Origin of the sequence: Candidatus Electronema sp. PJ (assembly GCF_048287395.1) — a bacterium.
In the GTDB taxonomy this organism is placed as follows: Bacteria; Desulfobacterota; Desulfobulbia; order Desulfobulbales; family Desulfobulbaceae; genus Electronema.
The window spans coordinates 1-21967 of the sequence record NZ_JBLWEO010000051.1 but is presented as its reverse complement, the minus strand read 5'-3'; the positions used below and the strand labels follow the sequence as shown (position 1 = coordinate 21967).

Below are 21967 nucleotides of genomic sequence, written 5' to 3'. Positions count from 1 at the left end.
TTGGTACATCGAAGGCTTTTACAACCGCCAACGGCGGCATTCGGCGATCAGTTATCAGTCGCCGGACAACTACGAGCCGCTCTTCTTCAAAAGGGCTACTTAGGGAATAATACGTGTCCGCTTTTGCGAAGACAGGTCACTGCTCCGCATCCATGATTTGATAGACAACCCGATGCTGAATGTTGATCCGGCGGGAATACGCCCCGATTAAATCCCCGATGAGCTTTTCAAAAGGCAGCGGATTTTGATACGGATCAACGCGCAGAATATCCAGGAGTCGTTCGGCTTTTTCTTTCAGACCTGAATTGGCAAGTTTCCTTGCGTCCTTATTTGCCTGCTTGGTGTAAATAAGTTTCCACATCACCAGTCAAGCTCATCTTCGCATTCATTAATAGAAACAGCCAGGCCCTCTCTGATCGATTCCCTCATACCAGGAATAGAGAGTAGATATAGTGTTTCCTGTAATGCCTGCCAATCCTCTTCTGACACCAGCACAGCGTTGGAACGTTTTCCTGTGATGACAACAGGCTGATGAGAAACTATCGCTTCATCTATCAGACGGTATAGTTGCGAGCGGGCTTGCGTGGCGGTTAAAATTGTCATAATGCACCTCCTATGCTTTTCTTTTAAGAGTACGCCATTACGTACGAGAAGCCAAAAGGAATTCCAAAGTGCTCAGAAAATCCCGCTGGCCCCCTCTTCTGCACCGGCTAAAACCCGCCGCAACGGGGCAAATATCTGTTGCCCAAGGCCGCTGGGTTCTCCTGGCGGCGTAGCAGGCGTTCTTTTGGCCAAGGTTACCGCATCCACCTTCAGTTCCAGCAGATTATTCTTGGCATCCATGCGGATAAGATCGCCGTCTTCTACCTTGGCCAACAAACCGCCTGCCAAGGCCTCTGGCGTGCAGTGGATGGCAAAGGGCACTTTGCCGGATGCACCGGAGAGCCGCCCGTCCGTAACCATGCCAACCTGATAGCCCTGATCCATCAGGATAGAGAGAAAGGTGATCAGCTTGTGCAACTCCGGCATTCCGTTGGCGCGTGGCCCTTGAAAGCGCAACACAGCCACTAAATCGCGCTGCATTTGCCCTGCGTTGAAGGCCTGCTCCAAGGCCAGCTGGCTGCTAAAGACCATGGCTGGGGCTTCCACGCAGGTATTCTCGCCATCAAGCAAGGCAGAGATTTTCATAATCGCCCGACCTAAGTTACCAGACAAGACCTTAATCCCGCTAATCAGAGCAAAAGGCTTGGCAAGCGAGGCTATGATGCTCAGATCGCGGCTTTGCTCCGGCCCAGGTTGCCAGATGGCCTTGTCGCCCTCTAAAACCGGCTGCTGCAGATATCTACGGAAACCTGGGCCAACGACAGTCTGCACGTCTTCATGGAAAAAGCCGCCAGCCAGCAATTCATGAATCAACAAAGCGGTGCCGCCTGCTTGCTGAAAGGAGTTAATATCGCCAGAACCGTTGGGATAGATGCGCACTAAGAGCGGCACTGCGGCGGATAGCTCGGCAAAGTCATCCCAGTTGATGCTGATCCCTGCTGCTTTGGCAATAGCCACGAGGTGCATGGTTTCATTGGTGGAACCACCGGTGGCTAGCAGACCAACCATCGCGTTAACCACCGCTTTTTCGCTGACTACCTGGGCCAGCGGGGTGTATTCCTGGCCCAGATGGGTGAGAGCGGCAATCCGAGTCGCGGCAGCCTTGGTTAAGGCTTCGCGCAACGGGGTTTCCGCGTTGACAAACGACGCACCCGGCAGATGTACGCCCAACATCTCGGCCATCAGCTGGTTGGAATTGGCCGTACCGTAGAAGGTGCAGGTGCCAGGGCTGTGATAGGCCTGCAATTCCGAAGCCAGCAGCTCGGCTTGCGTGGCTTCACCCTTGGCAAAGCGTTCGCGCACCTGGTTCTTCTCCCGATTACCGATGCCAGAGGGCATTGGGCCAGCAGGCACGAGCAGCATGGGCAAGTGTCCGTATTGCAGCCCGCCCATGAGCAAGCCAGGCACGATCTTATCACAGACACCGAGTAGCAGCACGCCGTCAAACACGTTGTGCGAAAGGGCAATGACGGTCGAAAGGGCGATCACGTCGCGGCTCATCAGGCTGAGATCCATGCCTGGCTCGCCCTGGGTGATGCCATCGCACATGGCAGGCACACCACTCGCGAACTGGGCGGTGCCGCCTGCCTCAGTCACGGCCTGCTTGAGCAACTCAGGATAATGGCCCAAGGGCTGATGCGCAGAAAGCAAGTCGCTGTAGGCCGAGATGATGCCGATATTCGGCACCTGTTCATTCAACAGGGCAACACGGCAGGATGGACAGCCTGCAAGGTCGTGCGCCAGGTTGCTGCACGGCAATTGCTTGCGGAAAGGACCGTTGCCTTTGGCTGCGGCCATGCGCGCAAGGTAGTCTTCTCGGCTGGCCTTGCTGCGTTCAATGATGCGCTGGGTGACGTGGTGGATGGTTGCGTGCATTATCTTGGTTCGTTGTTTTCAGGAGGAAGGAGGGACTATCCAGTTATCCAGACGCAGCCCAGCAACCCGCTCAAACTCCCGCAGGTTGTTGGTGACAAGAGTCAGTGCCTCGCTGCGGGCATGTCCGGCAATATGCAGATCATTCACGCCAATCGGCATTCCCCTGCGCTCTAAATCAGCGCGAATATCACCGTAATGCAGAGCTGCTTTTCTGCCATAGTCCAACACTTCCAAGCGGGAAGCAAAATCTTCAACCTGCTCTAAGTTGTGTTCCGGCCTGGAGCTTTTCTCCGCTCCATGAATCAGCTCGGCAAAGGTGATTGAACTGATGCTCATCTGACCGGCATGACGGTTGAAAACCTCCAAAACCTCCAGTGGTCGTCGCTTGATGACATAAATGACGATTTTGGTGTCAAGCATGTATTTTAACATCAGAAGGCTTCCCTTTCTTGCTGCTCCTGCGTGGCGCGTTCTGTCATAAAATCATCGGTGACTCTGTTGTCGGCGAGGAAGAAGCTGTCCCACGTGTTTTCAACAGGTGACAGTACCCGGTCTTTTCCTGAGATCCGTACAGCTACCTTTCTAATGTGGTCTGGGAAACGGGTTTCCGCAGGTAGCCGAACCGCCTGGGTTCGATTGTTGCCAAAGATTGAGCCAGTGTGCATAAAGAGCCTCCTTACTGTACTGAGTGTAGTGAAAGTGTATAGCCAGCTACACCAGCCTGCAAGGGCATTCTGCAAGCAACCACTTACACTGCTACGCCAAGACCTGGTACCAGGCAGAGATTTCCCTTGCCAGCAGCAGGCTTTCCAGGATAAAACACAGTGAGTTGCCGTCCCCGTAAATACCTCCTGGGAGCATTCCATGCACATTATTGTCACCGGCGGAGCCGGATACATTGGCACGCATACCTGTCTGGAGCTGCTGACCAGCGGCTATGACGTAACGGTCGTTGATAATCTCTCGAACTCTTGCCGTGAGGGACTACGCCGCGTCGAAAAGCTCACGGGCAAGTCATTGTGCTCGTTCTATCACATTGACCTCATTGATCCCTTAGCCACAGATAAGGTCTTTCAGCACTGCCCTGATGCAGCAGCGGTCATCCATTTTGCTGGCTTAAAAGCAGTGGGGGAATCCGTGGCGCAGCCTCTGCGCTATTATCAAAACAACCTCACGGGCACGATTAACCTCTGCCAGTCCATGCAGCGTTACGGGGTAAAGAACCTGGTGTTCAGCTCCTCCTGCACCGTATATGGCACACCTGCTTCCGTGCCGATCACTGAGGACTTTCCTCTGGGTGTCTGCACCAATCCCTATGGGCGAAGCAAGGCTATGATTGAGGATATCCTGCGGGATTTGCATCAGTCAGACCCGGAATGGAACATCGCCTTGCTGCGTTACTTCAATCCAGTTGGTGCGCATGAGAGCGGCGTGATCGGCGAAGACCCTAACGGCGTTCCCAACAACCTGATGCCCTATATCTCCCAAGTTGCTGTGGGCAAGCTGCAACAGCTCTCCGTGTTTGGCAATGATTACCCAACCCCGGATGGCACTGGCGTGCGCGACTACATCCATGTAGTAGATCTGGCTAAGGGCCATCTTTGTGCCTTAGAAAAACTACAGCAGCAGCCAGGGGCCTTTGCCTGCAATCTCGGCACTGGTCAGGGCTATTCAGTATTGGAGATGATTGCTGCCTTTGAGCGTGTCTCAGGCCAAAAGATTAACTATACCATTGCCCCGCGTCGGCAGGGGGATATTGCCTGTGCCTATGCTGACCCTTCTTTTGCGGCGCGTGAGCTAGGGTGGAAAGCAGAGCGGGGGCTGGATGTGATGTGCCGAGATACCTGGAACTGGCAGTCAAAGAATCCCCAGGGCTATGCCAGTCGTTGAATAGAGCCGGAGCATCATATGGGGATATACTGTCAAACAATTTCTCTAACGGAAACTGTACGTATTGCCCCTGCAAAACAACGAGTATCCCCAAACAAAACTACGCTCGATCCGAGACCAAAGTACGCTCGATAAGTAGTCTGGGGGATACTCGATAAATGGTTGGGGGGATACTCGATGATTTGTGGAGGCTATTACCGATGATTTTTTCTGCCTATTGCCGATAAATTCTCCGGGCTATTACCGATTTTTTTGGGGATGGGAATCAGGGAGAATGATTCACCCAAGTGAGTCAACATGAACGACGAATATTGCCTGATTATCACCACGTTTAACGATGACCGCAACGGCCAGCAGATCATCGAGGCACTGTTGGCCGAACGCTTGGCTGCCTGCGTGCAAGTCATGCCGATTCAGAGCTGGTATCATTGGCAGGGCAAGGTCAACTGCGATGCTGAGAAATTGGTGCTGATTAAGACCAAGCGTTCGCTGTATCTTCAGGTGCAAGCCTGTATTATCGCCCATCACGCCTACGAGGTGCCGGAGATCATCCAAGTGCCGATAGAGGCGGGCCTGCCTGTATATTTGAACTGGATTGATAAGGAGTGCCGGGACTGAGTTGTCCGCGCAGGAACGCGATAGAGATCACAGACAACATTTTCGGTGGCAAGGACAGCACAATGAATACTTCTAAGACGCAGGACACGAGCTTGAATGGCCTTTCCCAGCAACTTTTGGCCAAGTATGCCAAAGAGCTGGGGGTCAGCGAATCTGCCTTGAACAGCTTCTTCAAGATCATTGATGCGCAGCACGTTCCGCTGAAGGAACTGGACAGTAAGCTGCATGAGATTGCGGATAGCTTCCAAGTGCTGATGCTGCGCCTGGGAGCAATGCACTCTGAAGACCCGCAAGTCATTCGGCTGAAGGGCCACGCCCGACGAGTGCTTTTGACCTCCTGCGCTTATGCCCAGGCCGAATACCTGCTCAATCAGGCCGCAGCCTACGATCTATACGCCATCGAGCAAGTGGATGACGCAGCCCGCCAGCACCGTCTCTCAGCTGCGGCCACCCATGCTGATAATGCCCAGCTGCAACGGGTCCAGCTTTGCTATGCTGAGGCAGCTGAGTACTTTAAGAAAGCCGCTGAGATCCTGCCGCTCGACCATCAGTATAAGCAGGAACGCGCTGACTACCTTGGCAAGGCCGGCTATGACTTCCACCGCGCTGCTCGCTATAGTGCAGCCCTGGCACTGTATGAGCAGAGCTTGGCCATCCGCCGAGATCTGGATCACAAGAGCGGCGAAGGCACGCTCCTGCCCAGCACGGGCAAGATTTACCGGGTGCGGGGAGACAATGCCACTACCTTGCAGCGTTACGAGCAGAGCTTGGCACTCAGTCGGAAACTCGGCACCAAGGCAGATGAAGCAGTCATCTGCTGGAATATCGGGGGCATCTACCAAGAGCAGAACGAACTGAGCAAGGCCGAGGAATACATCAGCCGCACCGTGCAGTTGGATGAAGAAATCGGCCTACCTGACCTTGCAGAAGACCGCGAGGCCTTGGCCCGGATTCGCGCCCAACTCCAGGGCCTGTAAGGCCAGCTGGCCTTACAGGCAACCACGGAGATTGAGGAGCGGTGCAGCAAGCTTGCTTAGGCAGGAGGCAAGCCGCCTCTGTCCCTATCACAACCAGGAGAGAACATCTATGAAACGCAAGATCATCGAAATCAACGAGGAGCTTTGCACAGGCTGCGGCGAGTGTATCCCCAACTGTGCAGAAGGCTCGCTGCGCATTGTCGATGGCAAAGCCCGCCTCGTTGCAGACAAGCTCTGTGATGGCCTGGGTGCCTGTCTCGGGCATTGTCCAACCGGCGCGCTGGCCATCATTGAGCGCGATGCAGAAGAGTTTGATCAAGCGGCAGTAGATCAATTCTTAGGCGAAGAAAAGCAGCAGGCACACCCGAGCTGCCCTTCTGCACAACTGAAGATGATGCAGCCCGTCGCCGCTACTCCTACCATGCCAAGCAGCAGTGCGCTTAGTCACTGGCCTGTGCAAATCCGTCTTGTGCCGCCCGGTGCGCTGTTCTTAGAGAACTGTGATCTGCTGATCGCTGCGGACTGTACGGCCATTGCCTATGCAGGGTTGCACCAGGATTTCCTCAAGGGACGCAAGGTCCTTCTTGGCTGTCCCAAGTTCGATGACCAACAGCTTTACGTAGATCGTTTTACCGAGTTATTCAAGACGCGGAAGCTCCGTTCCGTGACTATTCTCATCATGGAGGTACCGTGCTGCGCTTCCATGCTCCAGATTGTCAGACGCGCCTATGATCAGGCTGGAGCCACGGTGCCAGTACGGCAGGTCGTAGTTTCTACCCAAGGCGGGATTCTCGACGGTCGCGACTGGCAACAAAGCTGAACCATCCTAGTGCTTGGCCGGGCTACGCTTCTTCAGCAGTGCTTCTGCTGCCTCCAGATATGCTGTTTCCAAAGGCTGCTGCAAGGCAGCCTCAGCATACAGCTGCGCCGCTTGCGCCTCCTGGCCTTGCGCTTGCCTAATCCTGCCTAACGCATACAGATACAGCCCGTTATCAGGTTGCTGCGTGTGCGCCTGCTCGACTAACTCGGCCATTTGTGCCAGCTTCTGCGCCTGATCAGTTTGGTTGGAGCCTGCTACCACCTGCGCCTTATGATACGCGCCCGCAGCAAGTAAGCTACCGCCATGCACGTGCCAAAGCACCCACAGGAAAAGCAGGGCAGAAAGAAAGAGCAGCAGGCGTGCCCGAGCTGGTCCTTCTACTGACCTGAGCAGGGTGTGATGGTGCTGGCCGTGTCGCCGCGTGTGGCTGGCCGAGATCAGCAAGCCGCAGAAGAAGAAGAAGTACAGGCCATTGGCCCAGTTGTGGAACTGGAAGTCGGTGAGGGTGAAGAAGAGCAAGCCAGCTAAACCGCTCAAGGCACCAATAGCCGTCAGCACCGCGAAACGGTCGTGGCGCAGCTGGACTTGCTGCCAGCCAGTCTTGACAACCGTGCCCACAAAGCACGCCGCCAGGAGCAGGCCCAGTCCGCCGCTGTCAGTGAGCAGCTCCAGGTAATCGTTATGGGCATGATCGTAGATCAGGTCATCGTCCCAGCCCTTATAGTTGGGAAAGACCTCGCCGAAAGTGCCAAAGCCGGTACCAGTCAACGGGAACGCCGCAACCATTTCCAGGCTATCTCGCCAAATCAAGAGACGGTCATCACGAAGCGCACCGGTGGGGTCGAACAGCGCATCGAACCGGGCGAGTAAGGCTGTCCAGCTGAACCAGTTGCTCGTCAGCAGCAAGCCAGTCAGCAGAAAGAAGAGCAGGGGGAGGAGCGGGAGTTTGCCTTGCCCGTGTCTGCGCATGAGCAGGCCAAAGAAGAGCAAGAGGGCGAAAGCGAGACTGAGGACACCGCCGCGTGACTGCGCGCGTAAGACTGAAGCCAGCACCAGCATCGCGCCAAAGCCGAATAAGAGATGTAGGCTGCTGCCTGAGTCGGCAAAGAAGGCCAAGATCTGCTCTCGCCAGGATCTTGCCTCGCTGTCAGGTCTTGGCCGATAGAAGAGGAAGAGGGCCAGCAGCAAAGGGCAGGTCATGACCATGAAGCCTGCGTAGTGATTCTTATAGACCCAGGGGCCAAAAGAGCCTACACCGCTGGGCAACTGCCGCAGCCAGAAGAGCGTATCGGGTGCAGCAGCCCGTTGCAGCAGGGTGGCCAAGGCGATGCCGAGAGTCAACCAAACGAGAGCGGTGATGGTGACGAAGAGCTTCCTGCTGCTGGCGAGAAGCTGGATGGTCAGGACGTAAAACAGGGTGTAGGCTGTGTAGCGTAGCCCTTCTTGGAGCGTAGCTTGCTGGTTAACGCTGAGCGGAATCCAGGTATCTGACGGTAGAAGCTCAAGGACTGGCTGATAAAGCGCAGCGGTGTTGGGCGAAAGCAGGCGCACCACAGGCAGCGGCAGGGGCAAGCACTGGCCATAGCACCAGGCCAGACCAAGCAGCAAGGGCAGCAGGCCAGGTACCTGAAAGAAGGAAGCGGCCTTGCGGCGAAGGGGAAGAGGGGCGAAGTAGGGCAGGGCCGTCAAGGCTACGAGCAACTCTGCAAGGAGTCTTGACCACGTTTCTGTCGTGCCAAAGGCCAGCGGCGCAAAGAAGAGAACGGTGAGATAGAAGGCAAAGGCCATGTCTTGCTAGTGCCTGGCATTTAGAGAGGTTTCTGCCAGCTTGGCGCAGTTTCTGGAGAAGTAAGGGACGATTTCTCCTCGTTTGCCAAGGAGTTTGGCTCAACCGCCAAGGAGTTGTACTCGGCAGCAGAGGAGTTTGGCTTGGCAGAACTCCTTTCCTGGTTAGCCACAAAGGAGTTTGGCCGACTTCAACTCCTTTCTTGCTCGGCAAGACTCCTTTGCGGCTAATCAGAACTCCTTGGCGAATCGGCCAGACTCCTTTCTTGCCGACTACAACTCCTTTCCTAGTCGGCAGAACTCCTTTCTGGCCAAGCCAAACTCCTTTGAAACCGAGCAAGAAAGGAAGCGGAAGAGAGGGTATATGAGCTAAACTTACTTCGTTTTAACAGAATGTTAGGCTACGACTCTTCCTGCTTTGTTTCCTTTTTCTTACGCTCACCTTTGCTGCTGTAACTGCCGTAATGGGAAGAATAGGAGTAATATCCATAATAACCCTTGTCCGCATGTTTCTTTTTTAAGCGGTTGAGCACGATCCCAAGGAGATGCGAATGCCCTTCTCGCAGCCGCTTAATGCCGCTATCCAGCATTTCATAGGTGGTTTTCCCGGCCCGAACGACCAAAACCGTGCCATCAGCCAACGGGCCGAGTGCGAGACTGTCGGTTACCTGTTGGACAGGCGGTGAATCAAGGAGGATAAAATCAAAAGATGCCCGTGTTTCCTGGAGCAGCTGGGTCATCTTGCCAGAACTTAACAGTTCAGCCGGATTAGGTGGCACTGGCCCAGAGGTAATCAGAAAAACCTGGCTGTCTGGCACCTGGCGGATGAGGGATTGCTGGGCATCGACGTTACCAGAGAGATAGCTACTGAGACCATAGGTGTTGACCAGGCCGAACATGGAGTGCTGCCGAGGTCGCCGCATGTCGCAGTCAATGATCAGCACTTTTTTCTCATTCTGAACAAGAATGTGGGCGAGATTTTTGACGGTGGTGGTCTTGCCTTCCTGCTGCACCATGCTGGTAATCAGCATCACTTGCGGTGGCTTCTCTGGCGTGGAGAGCAGCAGGCCAGAGCGAATGAGCCGATAGCTTTCCGCAGTGGGTGAAAGGGGGTTATCCCGGACAAAGGTCTCGATATTGTGCTTTCTGCTGGATAGGTCTTCCACTGAACCTAAGACGGTCAGGCCGTAGCGGTCTTCAATCTCCTGTCCTGAACCAGCGGTGTTGTCGAGGTACTCTAAGAAAAAGACCAAGCCCAAGCCACCCAGCAGCCCAGCGAGTAGCCCAGCCAAGAGTGCCCGCTTTTTGTTGGGTTCTGAGGGAGAGGAGGGCAGTTCCGCCTTTTTGATGGGCCATATTTTCACATCCATAGACTGGGCCGTGACATCGGTCTTCTTGATGCTCGAAGACAGGGCATCAAAGACCGTGCGGTTCATCTCCTTGGCTCGATTGAGAATGTTGTATTGGACAAAATGCTCGTTCATTTGCATCAACTCGGCCTTGGTTTCCTCCATCATCGCGGTGATGTCTAAGACCTTAATCTGCGCCAGTTCGTAGGAACTGTTGATGGAGGCCGCGATGCGGTCCATTTCTGTGCGCAACTCGTTGTGGAGTACGCGCTGCTCCCCCATCGCCTGCTTCATCACCGGATGCTTCTCGCCGTATTTCCTGGCCAACTCCCGGACATTCTGCTCTGCTGTCAGCAATTGCGCCCGAATGTTCTGGAGCACGGCATTACTCGCGAACAACGGGATTGCTTCCAGGGCTGTGTAGTTTTTGCCTGTTGTTTCAATCTGGCGATATACCGCCTCGTATTCCTTCTCTTTGGTCTGGGCCTCAGACAGTTCCTTACTCAGGCCAGAAAGCCGTTCAGGCAGGACAACCAGCCGGTTCTCCACTGTCACAATGTCATGCTGCCGCATATACTCTTGCAAAGCCTTCTCTGAAGCCTCCAGCTTTTTCTGCTCTTCTGAGGCCTTGGCGGTCATCCACTGCAACGTATGCCTGGCAGTGCTGGTTTTGATGTCTAAGGTTTCGTCGATATAGGCTTGAACCAGGCCATCAGTGATCAGCTGGGCCATTTCAGGATTCCTGTGGGTATAAAACAGGTTGACGATCTTGGTGTCCCGGATTGGTTCAACCCGGATGGCCCCTTGAATCATTGCCGCAATCTGTTCGACCTCTTTCTTGGGCGCAGCTGGCCCTTTGCCAGCCTGAGCCACCGCAGGCAAAGGCTGTAAGGTCTTCTCCGCACTCAGATAGGGGCTGATCACCTCTTCAAAAGCGGCAAAGGTCTTGGTCAAAAAGGAGAAAACAGCATTGCGGAGACGATCCAACAGGGCAGGAGCAGAACGCTGCTGCCGGAGAAAATGCTCTTTATATTTACTGTCCAGATCCAGATTGCGCACAACTCGGAGAGCTACATTAAAGCTACTCAGCAATTCGAGCTGGGTTGCCTGAAAATCAGGATCCCACATCATGTAACCATTAAACCCTTCAATCTGACTGATATCGGTATTCTTTTCAACCAGTAATTTGGTCGAAGCGGTATAAACTGGCGTTTGAGAAAAGACTGAGAGCAGCGAGATCAGCACGGTAATGCTCACCACAGTCAGGAGTAAGCCCTTCCTCTTGAAGGCGAGGCGCAGATATTCGCGCAGATGTTTAATTTTTTCCGGCTGAAGATCAGCAGGAAAGGATTGGGACTTTTCTTCAGGATACATTGTTACCGCAGAGAGGAGGAGGGGAATAGCCTGTTAAAAGAAACTTTCCGGCACTTCGATGACATCATCCGGGCGCACTGGCGTGTCAAGATCAACGCTTTTGAGAACCTGCTTTTTACCGTTTGCCGAACGGTTGATTTTGACGCGAGATTGGGAGGCAATGTTGGTAAAGCCGCCAGCCAAGGAAACCATTTTGAGCACAGTCGCATTTGCTGCACAGGGATACATGCCAGGCCGATTGACTTCGCCAGTAACATACGCAACCGGCGCATCCTCTTCCTTGGCAGCAGCTACAGCAACCGTCTCGCCGCCGAGCAGCTGCATATTGTTTTTGTTTTCAGTGTCACCCTGTTCGAGCAGTTTCTTGATATCAATGCTGACTGTCTGCTGTTTGCCGTCAACCGTTCTGGTCACGGACACCATTGCCCCTGCGTCTTTTTCTAAGCCTCCAGCCTTGGAGATCACCTCCAAAAGGGTGGCTGGGCCGCTCAACTCTACTAAGCCCGGATGTTTCACCTGGCCGAGCACCACCACCTTTCTGCTTTTAAATTCCTCGACGTAGAGCTGCGCTTGCGGCTTAACGATGTAGCCGTCTGCCAGCAGGTGTTCAATTTTCTTTGCAGCTTCCGCAGGCTTCAGGCCACCGACTTGCACGCTGCCAATTAAGGGGAACTCAATGCCACCATTTTCGGAAACCCGCACTTTTGTCTTTAAATCATCATGGCCATACACGGTGATTGACAACACATCACCTGCACCAATCTGATAAGCATCATCAGCCCAAGCAGGCAGCAGACGCAACAAAGCCAGGAGGAGAAAGGCTGCTGCCATTATGCGGCCAGCAGCCAGAGCATAGTGCTTCATGTTGTTCTATAAGGTACCCCGTGCACCTATGCCAAGGGTACTGGTTGCATAATCCAGTTCGTCAAAGTTGGAGTCCTTTTCATCAAAGCTGCAATAGAGATTCAAGGCCAGCCATTTGGTCACTGCGTACTGCAATTCCGGTTTCAGATACCAGCGGTCGTCCAGCCGGTCTTCCCCTTGAAACTGCTCGTAATCGGAATTTTCATAGATGAGATTCACGTCGCCCCGCAGCCGATTGGTAAAGCGATAGTCTAAGCCAAGCCGCGCTGCCCACACAGCCTTATTTAAAGCCTGCAAGCTGTCTGTCTGCTCAATATTATACTTGGTATTCAGCAGTAGATTCATCTTCCGGGTTGCCTGCCAAATGCCTTGGACTTCAAAATTCCAGGCCCCTGTGCTCTCATCCAGCAGTTGTCCTGTTGTTGGCGCAAGGAGCTGTTCCTTATAATCATAGTCAACCTGCTGATACCCGGTCTTGGCCATCAGAGAGGTCTTGACTGTGGCCTGCCAGTTAACCCCCAGATTCAGATAGCTGTTGTCGTTATCAAAGAGCTGTTCCTCATCGTATTCGGCCAACAGATATTGGTATTCGAGAAAGAAGTTTGTTTTGGGACTGTATTCATACGATAGGGCACCTTCAAAACCATTGTCTGCCCGATCCAGGAAGCTGTTGATTGGGTCTTGATACATGAGGAGGAAGTTCTTATAGCCTATTTTGGCTGAGAATCTATCAGCAAAGCCCCAGACTGCTCCTAAGCCAAAGACGTTAGAGTCATACACCCGATTGTTCTCTGCTGTTGCTTCAGTGACATTGAAGATGTCCTGACTCAGGGCGTATTTGTCCAGAAGGCGCAGAGTCAGTCTGCTGCCTGGTTGATACTGCACCAAACCTTCAAAGCTGCCTTCGGTATGATCAAGGTCAGAGTTAGCAGAGTAGCGCATGAAATCCAAATTACCGCCGAGATACACCTGATATTTATTAAACACATCATACTCGGTCTGTGAATACTGCATTCCGCCGGTTGCTGTGTTGTCTAGGACAAGCTGCAAAGGCCGCCGCGCGCGTCTTGGCCAGGTAAACCAGACCGAAGGTGTGACGTGGGTGAGGAAATTGTCCACCTTATTGCTGTGATGATTGTACAGATTGTTAGTCCATTCGCCATTCAGACCAAGGGCAGCATGAACCAAGCTGTTCCGATAGCCAAAGACCCTGCCATCAGCATCCAGCTTGTCCTTCTTCTTCTTTTTCTTCTTGGCCTGAGCAGTGGGCTTGTTCTCTGAAGCTTTCTGGGCAGGCTCAGACTTCACCTTTGGCACAACAGCATCGCCTTCTTGCTTCGTTTCTCCAGCAAAAGATGCTGTTGCGCAGACCGCAATCAGCAGGACAACGAGTTGGAACGTTTTCATCATTTAGTGTTGATTGGGTGTAGAAGGGCTAGCATAGTGGTGCTTGGAACTAGAACGAGGTGGCTCCAGCAGTTTGCGGGCATCGACAGGTGGTTCTTCAGGTGGGGGAGGGAGCGGAACACCACCGGAATCACGCACCTCAGTTATATCCCGATCATTCAAGGCCAGTTTGGAGCCGCATTCAGCAAGGCTCTCTTCCAAGGCCACACTGACCTCTTCAACCGTGATGCCGAGCTTGTCAGCTGCTTCCCGTACAGTGTCCCGATCTACTCCGGCACAGTACAGGGTTTTGAGCGAGAGGCGCGTATTAAATTGCTCACTGTTACTGACAATAAAGGTGAGGATTTCCTGTGGGGTGATCTCGTTATCCAGGGCATTCTCAATCGCCCGGTCAAGGCCCAGTTTCTCAAAATCCTTGGTGAAACCTTCCGTCCATTCTGCCAAGGCTGGTTGCGCAGAAAGCAGAAGAAAGAAGAGCAGGACGAGTCTTTTTTTCATGCTATGTCTCCTGATAGGCAGCTTGTGCTGTTGCACTCACGGCTATTATAGGTGTTCCGTGAAAAAAAGAATATCCTCTTTCAAAGAAATGACACTAGAATTGACTCGCGCTCTGGCACAAACTGCCTGCACCGTACACCGGACTTCTCGAACATGATCTTGGCAGCGCGGACAGAATCTGTATCGCTATATTTATCTGACAGATAGATGACCTCTCGAATACCCGACTGGATCATCACCTTGCTGCATTCGTTGCAGGGGAAAAGAGCCACGTAGATGCGGCAATCATGCAGATCTCTTGCCGTCGAGTTCAATATAGCATTCAGCTCGGCATGGCAGACATAGGGATATTTGGTATCTAAATAGTTACCTTCCCGGTTCCAGGGGAACTCATCGTCCGAGCACCCCCAAGGAAAGCCGTTGTAGCCCACGCCGATAATCTTGTTCGCCGCGCTGGCCACGCAGGCTCCAACCTGGGTGTTCGGGTCTTTAGAGCGCAGCCCAGAGAGCAAAGCCACAGCCATAAAATACTCATCCCAGGACAAATAGTCGGTGCGTTTGTTCATCGGTTCCTCTTTATCGTTGAGCAGTTAACAGAAAGCAAAGCAGCCTTTGGAGATAGGCAAGAAGTCTCATTTACCTTGCCATGATATATAGCTGGAGCAGTATAAAATGTTTCTCCTGCAACTCTTGCGCCGCAGGGACAGACCCCTGCCTCGATGTCTAAAACAGGCAGCATGTCTTTCACCATATAAAATGGAGGGCTTTTGATTCACAAAAAAGCGGCATTTATCAACGTATGGATTGCTGGAGCAGTTTTTCCTGCCTTCCCTCCTCATTCCATGCGAGATGGACAATCTGGCGCAGGGGAATCATTTTATGATGCTCCAGCTGTATATCAACAAGAGAAAACAACAACGCCTTGCAGCAAGGACAAGCTGCAAGGCGGATTTGCGGCAGGAACTGAGAGCAACGAGCGTAGTTATTGTCCCTGCGCTTCCTTGAACTGCTTCCGTCGCCTGCGCCAGTCGTCCGCGCCGGTCACTTGGTTAATAAAGCGGCTGATCGCCTGAAAGTAGTATTTGCCACCCACCGCAATCAGGGAGTTATGATCAGCCCCAGGCACAACCTGCAATTCCTTCGAGCGCGCGCCGCATTCAGCATGGAGTTTCTCTGCTTGCCAAAGAGGAATCAGGGTGTCGCGCTGGCCGTGGAGGAGAAAGGTCGGTTTGGTCACTGTGCTAATCTTGCCCGCGTTGTTAAAGGTCTGCTCTTCCGTGATGGCCATGCCTTTCAGCTGCGTACCTAAGCCCAAAGTCTCAGCTAAAGGCAAGGTCAGGGCAAAGCCGCTTTCGATCAGCAGGCCGCTGATCTCGCTGTTGTGGCTGGCTGCCAGTTCAATCGCGCAAGCAGAACCGAGCGAGCGGCCCATCAGGAACAAAGTTGGGCTATACCCGTTCGCAGCTAGGTGCTGCTTCAGCTTGTCATACAGAACATGGCTGTCTGTCAGCAAGGTGGTAAAGGAAGGGCTGCCGCTGCTCCAACCATAACCCCGGTAATCAGTGACCAGTAGATTAAGGCCAGCCTGCATATAGAGCGGCCCGATGTCGTCATAGTCAGCTACGATCTCGCCATTGCCATGAAAGTACAGGATGGTGGGCGCGGTCTTGTCTGCGGTGAACAAGCGGCAACCAATGGTGATGCCTGGCTCGATCTCAATGTCGATATCTGTCGCGCCAGTTGGTAGAGCAGTTCTTGTTGCCGCGCGGGGCCGGAACAGGACGCGCTGCACTTCAGGACGGTTCATGGGATTCTTCTCCGCAGTCTCTGAGGATTTGTCTGGGCTGGTACAGCTCGAGAGCAGGGTGATAAGCAGCAGCAACCGCAAGAGGGGCATCATTCATGCACACTCCGGTGCTCAATGGGCAGGCGTTTCCGCTCTTTCTTGCAGATACCTGGCAGATTGGTTACTTCGGCAGACAGTTCCTCTATTGATTTGCCTTCCGTGTGGATAACCTGAATACCATGCTGCATGTACAGCTGCTCTGACCGTTGCAGTTCAGCTCGGCAAGTGGCGAGTTGGGCATACTTACTGCCGCGATAGCGTTCCTCGCGGATCCGGTGGAGAAACTGCGGCGTGACTGTTAAACCAACTGCCCGCGCTCGGTTACGAATGATGTCTGCTGGCAGCTCATAGGCATCCAGGTGATCAGCAGTCAGGGGGAAGTTGGCGGCCTTCAAACCCATGTGGGTAGCAATATAGACACTGACCGGCGTTTTGCCAGTCCGTGACACCCCAATCAGGATGATCTCCGCCTGATCATAGCCCTCAGTTTTGCGTCCGTCGTCGTGTTCCAAGGTGTAGCGGATGGCTTCCACCCTCTTTTCCGTCTTGGCATCGTCGCGGTTGCGATAGAAACCCGGCTGATGCAAGGCCTTGGCCTCTAATATATGCTCTAAGCGATTCAGAAAGCCGCCGTACAGGTCGATCATCTCCACTTCTGCCCGGTCAAACACTTGGCGCACCTCAGTGTCCATGATCGTACAGAAGACCAGCGGCTGAAGACCGCCAGAATGCTTCAAGATCCTGGACAGAGCGAGCTGCGCATCCCGCTTTTCCCGGACAAAGGGAATCTTTTCCTCATTGAAACCGATTTCCGGGAACTGGCAGAGCAGCGATTTGCCCATCTCTTCAGCGAGCAGGGCCGTGGAATCGGAAATGTAATAGACATCTTTGGTGTTCCACATGGCATTCACCTTTTAGGGGCGTTTATGACAGAACAGACAGCGGTAGGTAGGTGGATGCTCTTTGGGCAAAGGGTGCTTGCCTTCGCCGTGACATTCGCCGCAGTGCTTTTCCGCCTCTTTTTTCTCCATCTCCAGGAACAGCTTGTGCGGTTCATCATTGGGAAGATGGGGCGTAGTCTCAGGCGGGGCCTTCCAGAGCACGAGGACGATGCCTGCGCAGACTGCAACAAAGAGCAGATTATATATAACGACGTTCTTTTGCTTCTTTTCTTCCAACATAAGGCCTGTTCACTGATTTTGCAGAGCTGGTGCCATTTCCAAGGCCTGAAAAGGGAGCAACTTGCTGCGCAGGAGCAGGAGCAACAGCTCCATAAGGACAAAGGCGCAAGAAGGATGCTGGCCAGAGAGGTTGATTACCTGGCGATGCTGCTTTTGCCTGCGGATCATGGCAAGCAGATCTTGGTTACTGCTGCGTGGATCCAAGATTTGTCGGGCAACGGTCTCTCCGGAAATGACCGCAGGGTAAATGCCTTCGCCGGTTAACCCGGAAGACAGCCCAGCAGCATCGCCAATGAGCCAGACCGGGCCGAAGCAATGGCCGCGATAGTCGTAATTGATCAGCGCAGCCTGGCAAGGTAGCTCTTTCAGCTGGAAACCCCGGTCAGCTGCCCAGCGGAGCAGATTGCGTTTCAACCTGCCTGCGGACATATCCGACTGCGGACTGTATGCACCGACCGAAACAGTTTCTTTATGCGGGAAAATCCAGGCATACCCGCAGCCAAAATTCTGCGCATTAAGATGCCATTCCATGCGCTCGTAGGTGCCAGGCAGCTGAAAGTTGATGCCTGTGCCGCGATGGACAGCAGGAAGGCCGAGACTGCGCCGCACCAGGGAGTTAGCTCCATCGGCACCAATCAGCTGCGTGCAGGTAAAGACTTTGTGGTTATCGACAACCACGCGTAGTCCCTCAATGGCACTGACTTTCATCCCGGTAAGGATTTCTGCCCCTGCCTGCTGCGCCCGCTCTGCCATCCATTGGCCCAAAGCCTTGCGGCTGATCGTGGCAAGGATCGGCTTCTGCTCCCGCACCACCGTCTTCTGGCAGGAGGAAAAGACATGCTGCTCGCAGAAGCTCTGGTCAATCAGGGACTCTGGCACCAAGCGGAGCAAGCCCTCCCTGGTAATCCCGCCAGCGCAGACTTTAGGGCCGATTTCCTGCCGCCGTTCCAGCACAATTACTTTGCGGCCTTGCTCGGCTAAAATCTTGGCGCAGGCTAACCCGCCTGGCCCGGCTCCAATGATGAGGATATCTGTGCTAATGGAGGACATCTGAAGAAAGAAGTTACCAGCCGGGCTGACTTAAAATGCGACGAATTTCTGGCCATTAAACTCCTTTCTTGCTCGCTGACCAAGGAGTTTGGCTTGGCCAGAAAGGAGTGCTGCCGACTTGCAAAGAAGTTGTACTCGGCAAGAAAGGAGTCTGGCCGAGTACCAAAGGAATTCTGCCAAGCCGCAGAGGAGTTTTGCCGACTTGGCAAGGAGTTTTAGTCGGCCAGACTCCTCTGCGGCTTAATAGGAAAGGAGTTTGGCCAAGCAAAACTCCTTGTCTGCCGACTTCAACTCCTTTCTTACCGAGCCAAACTCCTGGCGAAACGAGGAGGAAACGTGCTGCCAGGAGAACAAAAACACTGTTGATTAGTCGAGGAAAAAACGCAGCTTCTCCCGGCGGGAGGAATGACGCAGCCGATTGAGGGCTTTCTTTTCAATCTGGCGGATACGCTCGCGGGAGACGTTGAACTTCTTGCCAATCTCCTCCAACGTATATTCCGCTTTTTCGCCAATGCCAAAGCGCAAGCGGATGATCTTCTCCTCACGGTCAGTGAGCGTGGCCAACACTTCATCAACGCGGGTGGCAAGCTCGCGGTTCTCCACCGTGTCGTAAGGTGACTCTGCTTCCTGGTTTTCTAGGAAATCACCGAGGGTAGAATCGTCATCGCCTACCGGTGTTTCCAAAGAGATTGGCTCGCGCGAGGCCTCCAAGATGGCAAGAATCTTGTCCATCGGCAGATCTGTCAGCTCGGAGATCTCGGTTGGGGTCGGTTCACGGCCCAGTTCCTTGAGCAAGGAATAAAAAGCCTTGAAGAACTGGCTGCGCAGCTCCAAGAAATGCACAGGCAGCCGGATGGTCCGGGTTTTATCGAGAATCGCTCTGGTGATGGCCTGGCGAATCCACCATGAAGCATAGGTGGAAAACTTGTTGCCCTTGGTGTAGTCAAAACGAAATACTGCTCGCATCAGACCAAGGTTGCCTTCTTGAATCAAATCCGCCAAAGTTAGGCCTTGGTGCATGTAGCGTTTGGCAATAGAAACCACCAAGCGCAAGTTGGCCCGGATCATGCAGTCTTTGGCATTCTCAATCGAGCGGCTATACGCGCCGATTCGGGTGTGCAGCTCGATTAACTCGCGCTTGTCCGAATATTTGCCAGCCATTTTCTTGACGGTCTGGCGCATATAGTTGAGCTGCTGCTTCTTGGGTTTCAGCGTAGGGTCGCGCCGCTCCCACAACTCAATGCGCTCCTTCAGCACCCTCATTTCCGATACGCCGGATTTGTCATCGCGCACTGCGGTAACGATTGCACCAAAACCCTCGCGGATAGCTTTGGAGTAGCGGGCTTCTTCTTCTGGGGTCAACAGCTCAAACTGCCCCATTTCCCGCAGATAGGTGGTCGTGGTCTCCTCGGCCTCGTGGTCTTCCTCGCCAAGGAGCAGGGAGCCTTCCTCCTCAGCCTCGTCAACAGGCAGTTCTTCCTTGCCGGTCCACTCTTCGCCGGAAAGAGTCCGCTTTCGGCCTGAATCCTCGACAGTCACAATTTCGATATTGTGCGCATTGAGGAAATCAAACACGGCTTCAATTGCGCCAGGATCTTTTACGTCCTCTGGCAGCAGTTTGTTAAGATGTTTAAACGTAATGCAGCCCTCGCCTTGTCCGGCCTTCAGAAGGTCTTCTTTAATACTTGCAAGCACCTGCCTTCGCCCTCCGATAGAAAAATGTTCAGCGCAAAAAAAAGACGCGACTGCGTCCACAATTTATGAATGAATAAATTTATATTATATAGTACATTCTTTGAGAAAAAGCAAAGCAAGAATTTTCGATGCCGTTTTCTGTGCCAGGCTCTGGCCTTGGCGTTCTCTTTTTTCTGATCAACAGACTCCCATGACAGAACAAACCTTTCAGCCTACTGTTTCTGGCAGGATTAATGAGACCAGGACTTCTGGCATCCTTCTGCATATTTCCTCTCTGCCAAGTCCATACGGCATCGGTGACTTTGGTCCGGCCAGCCGCAACTTTGTCGATTTCCTCGCCAAAAGCGGGCAGAGTTATTGGCAGGTGCTGCCCTTAGTGCCGGTCAGTCCGGCCTTTGGTAATTCGCCCTACATGAGCGGCTCGGCCTTTGCGGGTAATCCGCTGTTGATTAGCCCAGAGCTGCTCATTCGTGATGGCTGGCTACGGCAGGAAGAATTGCCGTCCCTGCCTGGTGAGTTTTCCGAATACCTCGTCAATTTTGAAGCAGTAACGGTTTGGAAGGACAAGGTGCTTGAGCTGGCTTGGCAGTTCTTTCTCCAAACCAAGAGCGCAGACCAGCAAGAGGCCTTTTTCGTCGAGCTGACCGACAGATTGCCTTGGCTGCGCGACTATAGTCTGTTCACGGCCCTCAAACAACATTTTGGGCAGAAGGGTTGGTTTGACTGGCCAGAGGAACTGCGCCTCCATCAGCCAGAGGCAGTAAAAACAGCGGAACAGCAGCTTCAACAGGCTGTGCGTCGCTGTCAATTTGAGCAATATCTCTTCTTCCAGCAGTGGGAAGAACTGCATACCTATGCGGCAGCACAAGGTGTGCAGATCATTGGCGACTTGCCTATCTATGTTGCCTTGGATTCCGCTGATGTTTGGGCGGATCAGGACATCTTTATGCTCTCGCCTAAAAAAACAGGCCATCCTACACATGTCGCTGGCGTGCCACCGGATTACTTCAGCAAGACTGGTCAACTCTGGGGTAATCCTCTCTATCGCTGGCACAGCCGTTCTGCTGAGGTGAAGCAACGGCTGCTTGACTGGTGGGAGCAGCGGCTGCGGGCGATTCTCTCAGTAGTGGATGTCATCCGCATTGATCATTTTCGGGGCTTCGAGGCCTACTGGGCTGTTCCGGCGAAAGACGAGACCGCTATGAATGGTACCTGGCAGAAAGGGCCAGGCATCCGTTTCTTCAAGGAAATGGAAAAACGTATCGGCGCGTTGCCAGTCATTGCCGAAGATTTGGGTGTGATCACCCCGGAAATGGAGGCCCTGCGTGACGATCTTGGCTTCCCAGGCATGAAAATCCTCCTCTTCGCCTTTAACGGCAAGGCAGACAACGCCTATCTGCCGCATAACATGATCAACAACTGCGTGGTTTATACCGGCACTCATGACAATGACACCGCTGTGGGCTGGTATCTGAGCGGTGAAGTCCCAGCAGCGGCCAAGCGGCAGGCCAAGCAGTACGCCAACCGTTGTGACGACGACGCTTCCCGCTTTCACGAAGACCTGCTTTATCTTGCCCAATCCTCGCCAGCCGCGCTCTGCATTCTACCTATGCAGGATGTACTGGGCTTTGGCAACGACTGCCGGATGAACACGCCAGGCACAGCCTCTGGCAACTGGCGGTGGCGCTGTGCCCCGCGTTTCATTACGGATGCACTGGCGGCCAGGCTTCAGCAGAGCACCGCTCTCTTTGGCCGACTTCCGACGAAGAAAAGAGAGGAAGATAAAAAAGAGGCTTGACAGCAAGCCGCAAATATTTTAAATACTGAGCCACCATCAGTATGGCCTCATCGTCTAGTGGTTAGGACAGCGGCCTCTCACGCCGTAAACAGGGGTTCGAGTCCCCTTGGGGTCACCAAAGTGACATTCAACCCATTGATATTGCTAATGTAATATCAATGGGTTTTCCTACTTCACACCTATTGATACAAACCTCTTATAGCCGCAGCGATATAAAATGATCAAGCAATCATTTTCATCCTATGAGTTGAATCTTACGGCCTATTCAGTAGATTTTCGCCGGAAAGTATGGAAATCAAAGAACGTGAAGGTTTGAGTTTTGAGGAGGCGGCAGTAC

At 53.4% G+C, this 21967-nt stretch carries 22 protein-coding genes and 1 tRNA gene; 7 read left to right on the top strand and 16 right to left on the bottom strand.

Annotated elements, in window-relative coordinates; all coding sequences use genetic code 11:
* Nucleotides 1-136 precede the first annotated feature (136 nt).
* The 5 genes from ACNKIB_RS08305 to vapB all read right to left on the bottom strand — a co-directional run bounded on the left by ACNKIB_RS08305 (nt 137) and on the right by vapB (nt 3143).
* Entirely contained in the window at nt 137-361 is a 225-nt protein-coding gene (locus tag ACNKIB_RS08305) for a Txe/YoeB family addiction module toxin (protein WP_417910080.1), read from the bottom strand.
* Nucleotides 361-603 (bottom strand): type II toxin-antitoxin system Phd/YefM family antitoxin, encoded by a 243-nt coding sequence (locus ACNKIB_RS08300; RefSeq protein WP_417910079.1) that lies wholly within the window; start codon nt 601-603, stop codon nt 361-363. The genes ACNKIB_RS08305 and ACNKIB_RS08300 overlap by 1 nt, the downstream gene beginning before the upstream one ends.
* Nucleotides 604-675: 72 nt before the next feature.
* Nucleotides 676-2478 (bottom strand): phosphogluconate dehydratase, encoded by a 1803-nt coding sequence (gene edd / locus ACNKIB_RS08295; protein ID WP_417910078.1) that lies wholly within the window; start codon nt 2476-2478, stop codon nt 676-678.
* An 18-nt stretch (nt 2479-2496) separates the two neighbouring features.
* Complete coding sequence (gene vapC, locus ACNKIB_RS08290) at nt 2497-2910, bottom strand: type II toxin-antitoxin system tRNA(fMet)-specific endonuclease VapC (protein WP_417910077.1); 414 nt, start codon at nt 2908-2910, stop codon at nt 2497-2499.
* Nucleotides 2910-3143 carry a type II toxin-antitoxin system VapB family antitoxin gene (gene vapB / locus ACNKIB_RS08285; RefSeq protein ID WP_417910076.1) on the bottom strand — a complete coding sequence of 78 codons (234 nt, stop codon included), beginning with the start codon at nt 3141-3143 and terminating at the stop codon, nt 2910-2912. The genes vapC and vapB overlap by 1 nt, the downstream gene beginning before the upstream one ends.
* 199 nt (nt 3144-3342) lie before the next feature.
* On the opposite strand from vapB, the gene galE reads away from it, so the two are divergent.
* The 4 genes from galE to ACNKIB_RS08265 all read left to right on the top strand — a co-directional run bounded on the left by galE (nt 3343) and on the right by ACNKIB_RS08265 (nt 6783).
* Nucleotides 3343-4368, top strand: a complete 1026-nt coding sequence (gene galE / locus ACNKIB_RS08280; protein ID WP_417910075.1) for a UDP-glucose 4-epimerase GalE — start codon at nt 3343-3345, stop codon at nt 4366-4368.
* Between the two features lie 297 nt (nt 4369-4665).
* Nucleotides 4666-4986 carry a divalent-cation tolerance protein CutA gene (gene cutA, locus ACNKIB_RS08275; protein ID WP_417910074.1) on the top strand — a complete coding sequence of 107 codons (321 nt, stop codon included), beginning with the start codon at nt 4666-4668 and terminating at the stop codon, nt 4984-4986.
* Between the two features lie 62 nt (nt 4987-5048).
* The gene (locus tag ACNKIB_RS08270; RefSeq protein WP_417910073.1) at nt 5049-5963 is read left to right on the top strand and encodes a hypothetical protein; all 915 of its coding nucleotides are present in this window, start codon (nt 5049-5051) and stop codon (nt 5961-5963) included.
* A gap of 109 nt (nt 5964-6072) precedes the next feature.
* Nucleotides 6073-6783 carry an ATP-binding protein gene (locus ACNKIB_RS08265; protein ID WP_417910072.1) on the top strand — a complete coding sequence of 237 codons (711 nt, stop codon included), beginning with the start codon at nt 6073-6075 and terminating at the stop codon, nt 6781-6783.
* Between the two features lie 6 nt (nt 6784-6789).
* Here the strand turns inward: ACNKIB_RS08265 and ACNKIB_RS08260 are convergent, their stop codons facing one another.
* The 10 genes from ACNKIB_RS08260 to ACNKIB_RS08215 all read right to left on the bottom strand — a co-directional run bounded on the left by ACNKIB_RS08260 (nt 6790) and on the right by ACNKIB_RS08215 (nt 18137).
* Nucleotides 6790-8571, bottom strand: a complete 1782-nt coding sequence (locus ACNKIB_RS08260) for an O-antigen ligase family protein (protein ID WP_417910071.1) — start codon at nt 8569-8571, stop codon at nt 6790-6792.
* Nucleotides 8572-8969: 398 nt separating this feature from the next.
* Nucleotides 8970-11291: a GumC family protein gene (locus ACNKIB_RS08255; protein ID WP_417910070.1), complete on the bottom strand. Its 2322-nt coding sequence runs from the start codon at nt 11289-11291 to the stop codon at nt 8970-8972.
* A 33-nt stretch (nt 11292-11324) separates the two neighbouring features.
* Nucleotides 11325-12155, bottom strand: a complete 831-nt coding sequence (locus ACNKIB_RS08250) for an SLBB domain-containing protein (protein ID WP_417910069.1) — start codon at nt 12153-12155, stop codon at nt 11325-11327.
* A gap of 6 nt (nt 12156-12161) precedes the next feature.
* The gene (locus ACNKIB_RS08245; protein WP_417910068.1) at nt 12162-13565 is read right to left on the bottom strand and encodes an outer membrane beta-barrel protein; all 1404 of its coding nucleotides are present in this window, start codon (nt 13563-13565) and stop codon (nt 12162-12164) included.
* A complete protein-coding gene (locus ACNKIB_RS08240) occupies nt 13566-14060 on the bottom strand; it encodes a hypothetical protein (RefSeq protein ID WP_417910067.1) in 495 nt (164 codons plus the stop codon).
* A gap of 80 nt (nt 14061-14140) precedes the next feature.
* The gene (locus tag ACNKIB_RS08235; protein WP_417910066.1) at nt 14141-14626 is read right to left on the bottom strand and encodes a deoxycytidylate deaminase; all 486 of its coding nucleotides are present in this window, start codon (nt 14624-14626) and stop codon (nt 14141-14143) included.
* A 416-nt stretch (nt 14627-15042) separates the two neighbouring features.
* Nucleotides 15043-15960 (bottom strand): alpha/beta hydrolase, encoded by a 918-nt coding sequence (locus ACNKIB_RS08230; protein WP_417910065.1) that lies wholly within the window; start codon nt 15958-15960, stop codon nt 15043-15045.
* Nucleotides 15957-16808, bottom strand: a complete 852-nt coding sequence (ppsR, locus tag ACNKIB_RS08225; RefSeq protein ID WP_417910064.1) for a pyruvate, phosphate dikinase/phosphoenolpyruvate synthase regulator — start codon at nt 16806-16808, stop codon at nt 15957-15959. Before ppsR ends, ACNKIB_RS08230 begins: the two co-directional genes overlap by 4 nt.
* Nucleotides 16809-16820: 12 nt before the next feature.
* Nucleotides 16821-17087, bottom strand: coding sequence for a hypothetical protein (locus ACNKIB_RS08220; protein WP_417910063.1), 267 nt, complete (start codon nt 17085-17087; stop codon nt 16821-16823).
* Nucleotides 17088-17096: 9 nt separating this feature from the next.
* Nucleotides 17097-18137 (bottom strand): NAD(P)/FAD-dependent oxidoreductase, encoded by a 1041-nt coding sequence (locus ACNKIB_RS08215; protein WP_417910062.1) that lies wholly within the window; start codon nt 18135-18137, stop codon nt 17097-17099.
* Between the two features lie 93 nt (nt 18138-18230).
* On the opposite strand from ACNKIB_RS08215, the gene ACNKIB_RS08210 reads away from it, so the two are divergent.
* Nucleotides 18231-18356: a hypothetical protein gene (locus ACNKIB_RS08210; protein WP_417910061.1), complete on the top strand. Its 126-nt coding sequence runs from the start codon at nt 18231-18233 to the stop codon at nt 18354-18356.
* 147 nt (nt 18357-18503) lie between these two features.
* Here ACNKIB_RS08210 and ACNKIB_RS08205 read toward each other — a convergent pair whose 3' ends face one another.
* The gene (locus ACNKIB_RS08205; protein WP_417910060.1) at nt 18504-19832 is read right to left on the bottom strand and encodes a sigma-70 family RNA polymerase sigma factor; all 1329 of its coding nucleotides are present in this window, start codon (nt 19830-19832) and stop codon (nt 18504-18506) included.
* Between the two features lie 190 nt (nt 19833-20022).
* Between ACNKIB_RS08205 and malQ the strand changes: the two genes are divergently transcribed.
* Nucleotides 20023-21630 (top strand): 4-alpha-glucanotransferase, encoded by a 1608-nt coding sequence (gene malQ / locus ACNKIB_RS08200; protein ID WP_417910059.1) that lies wholly within the window; start codon nt 20023-20025, stop codon nt 21628-21630.
* A gap of 43 nt (nt 21631-21673) precedes the next feature.
* A tRNA-Glu gene (locus tag ACNKIB_RS08195) sits at nt 21674-21748 on the top strand.
* The last annotated feature ends 219 nt before the right edge of the window (nt 21749-21967 follow it).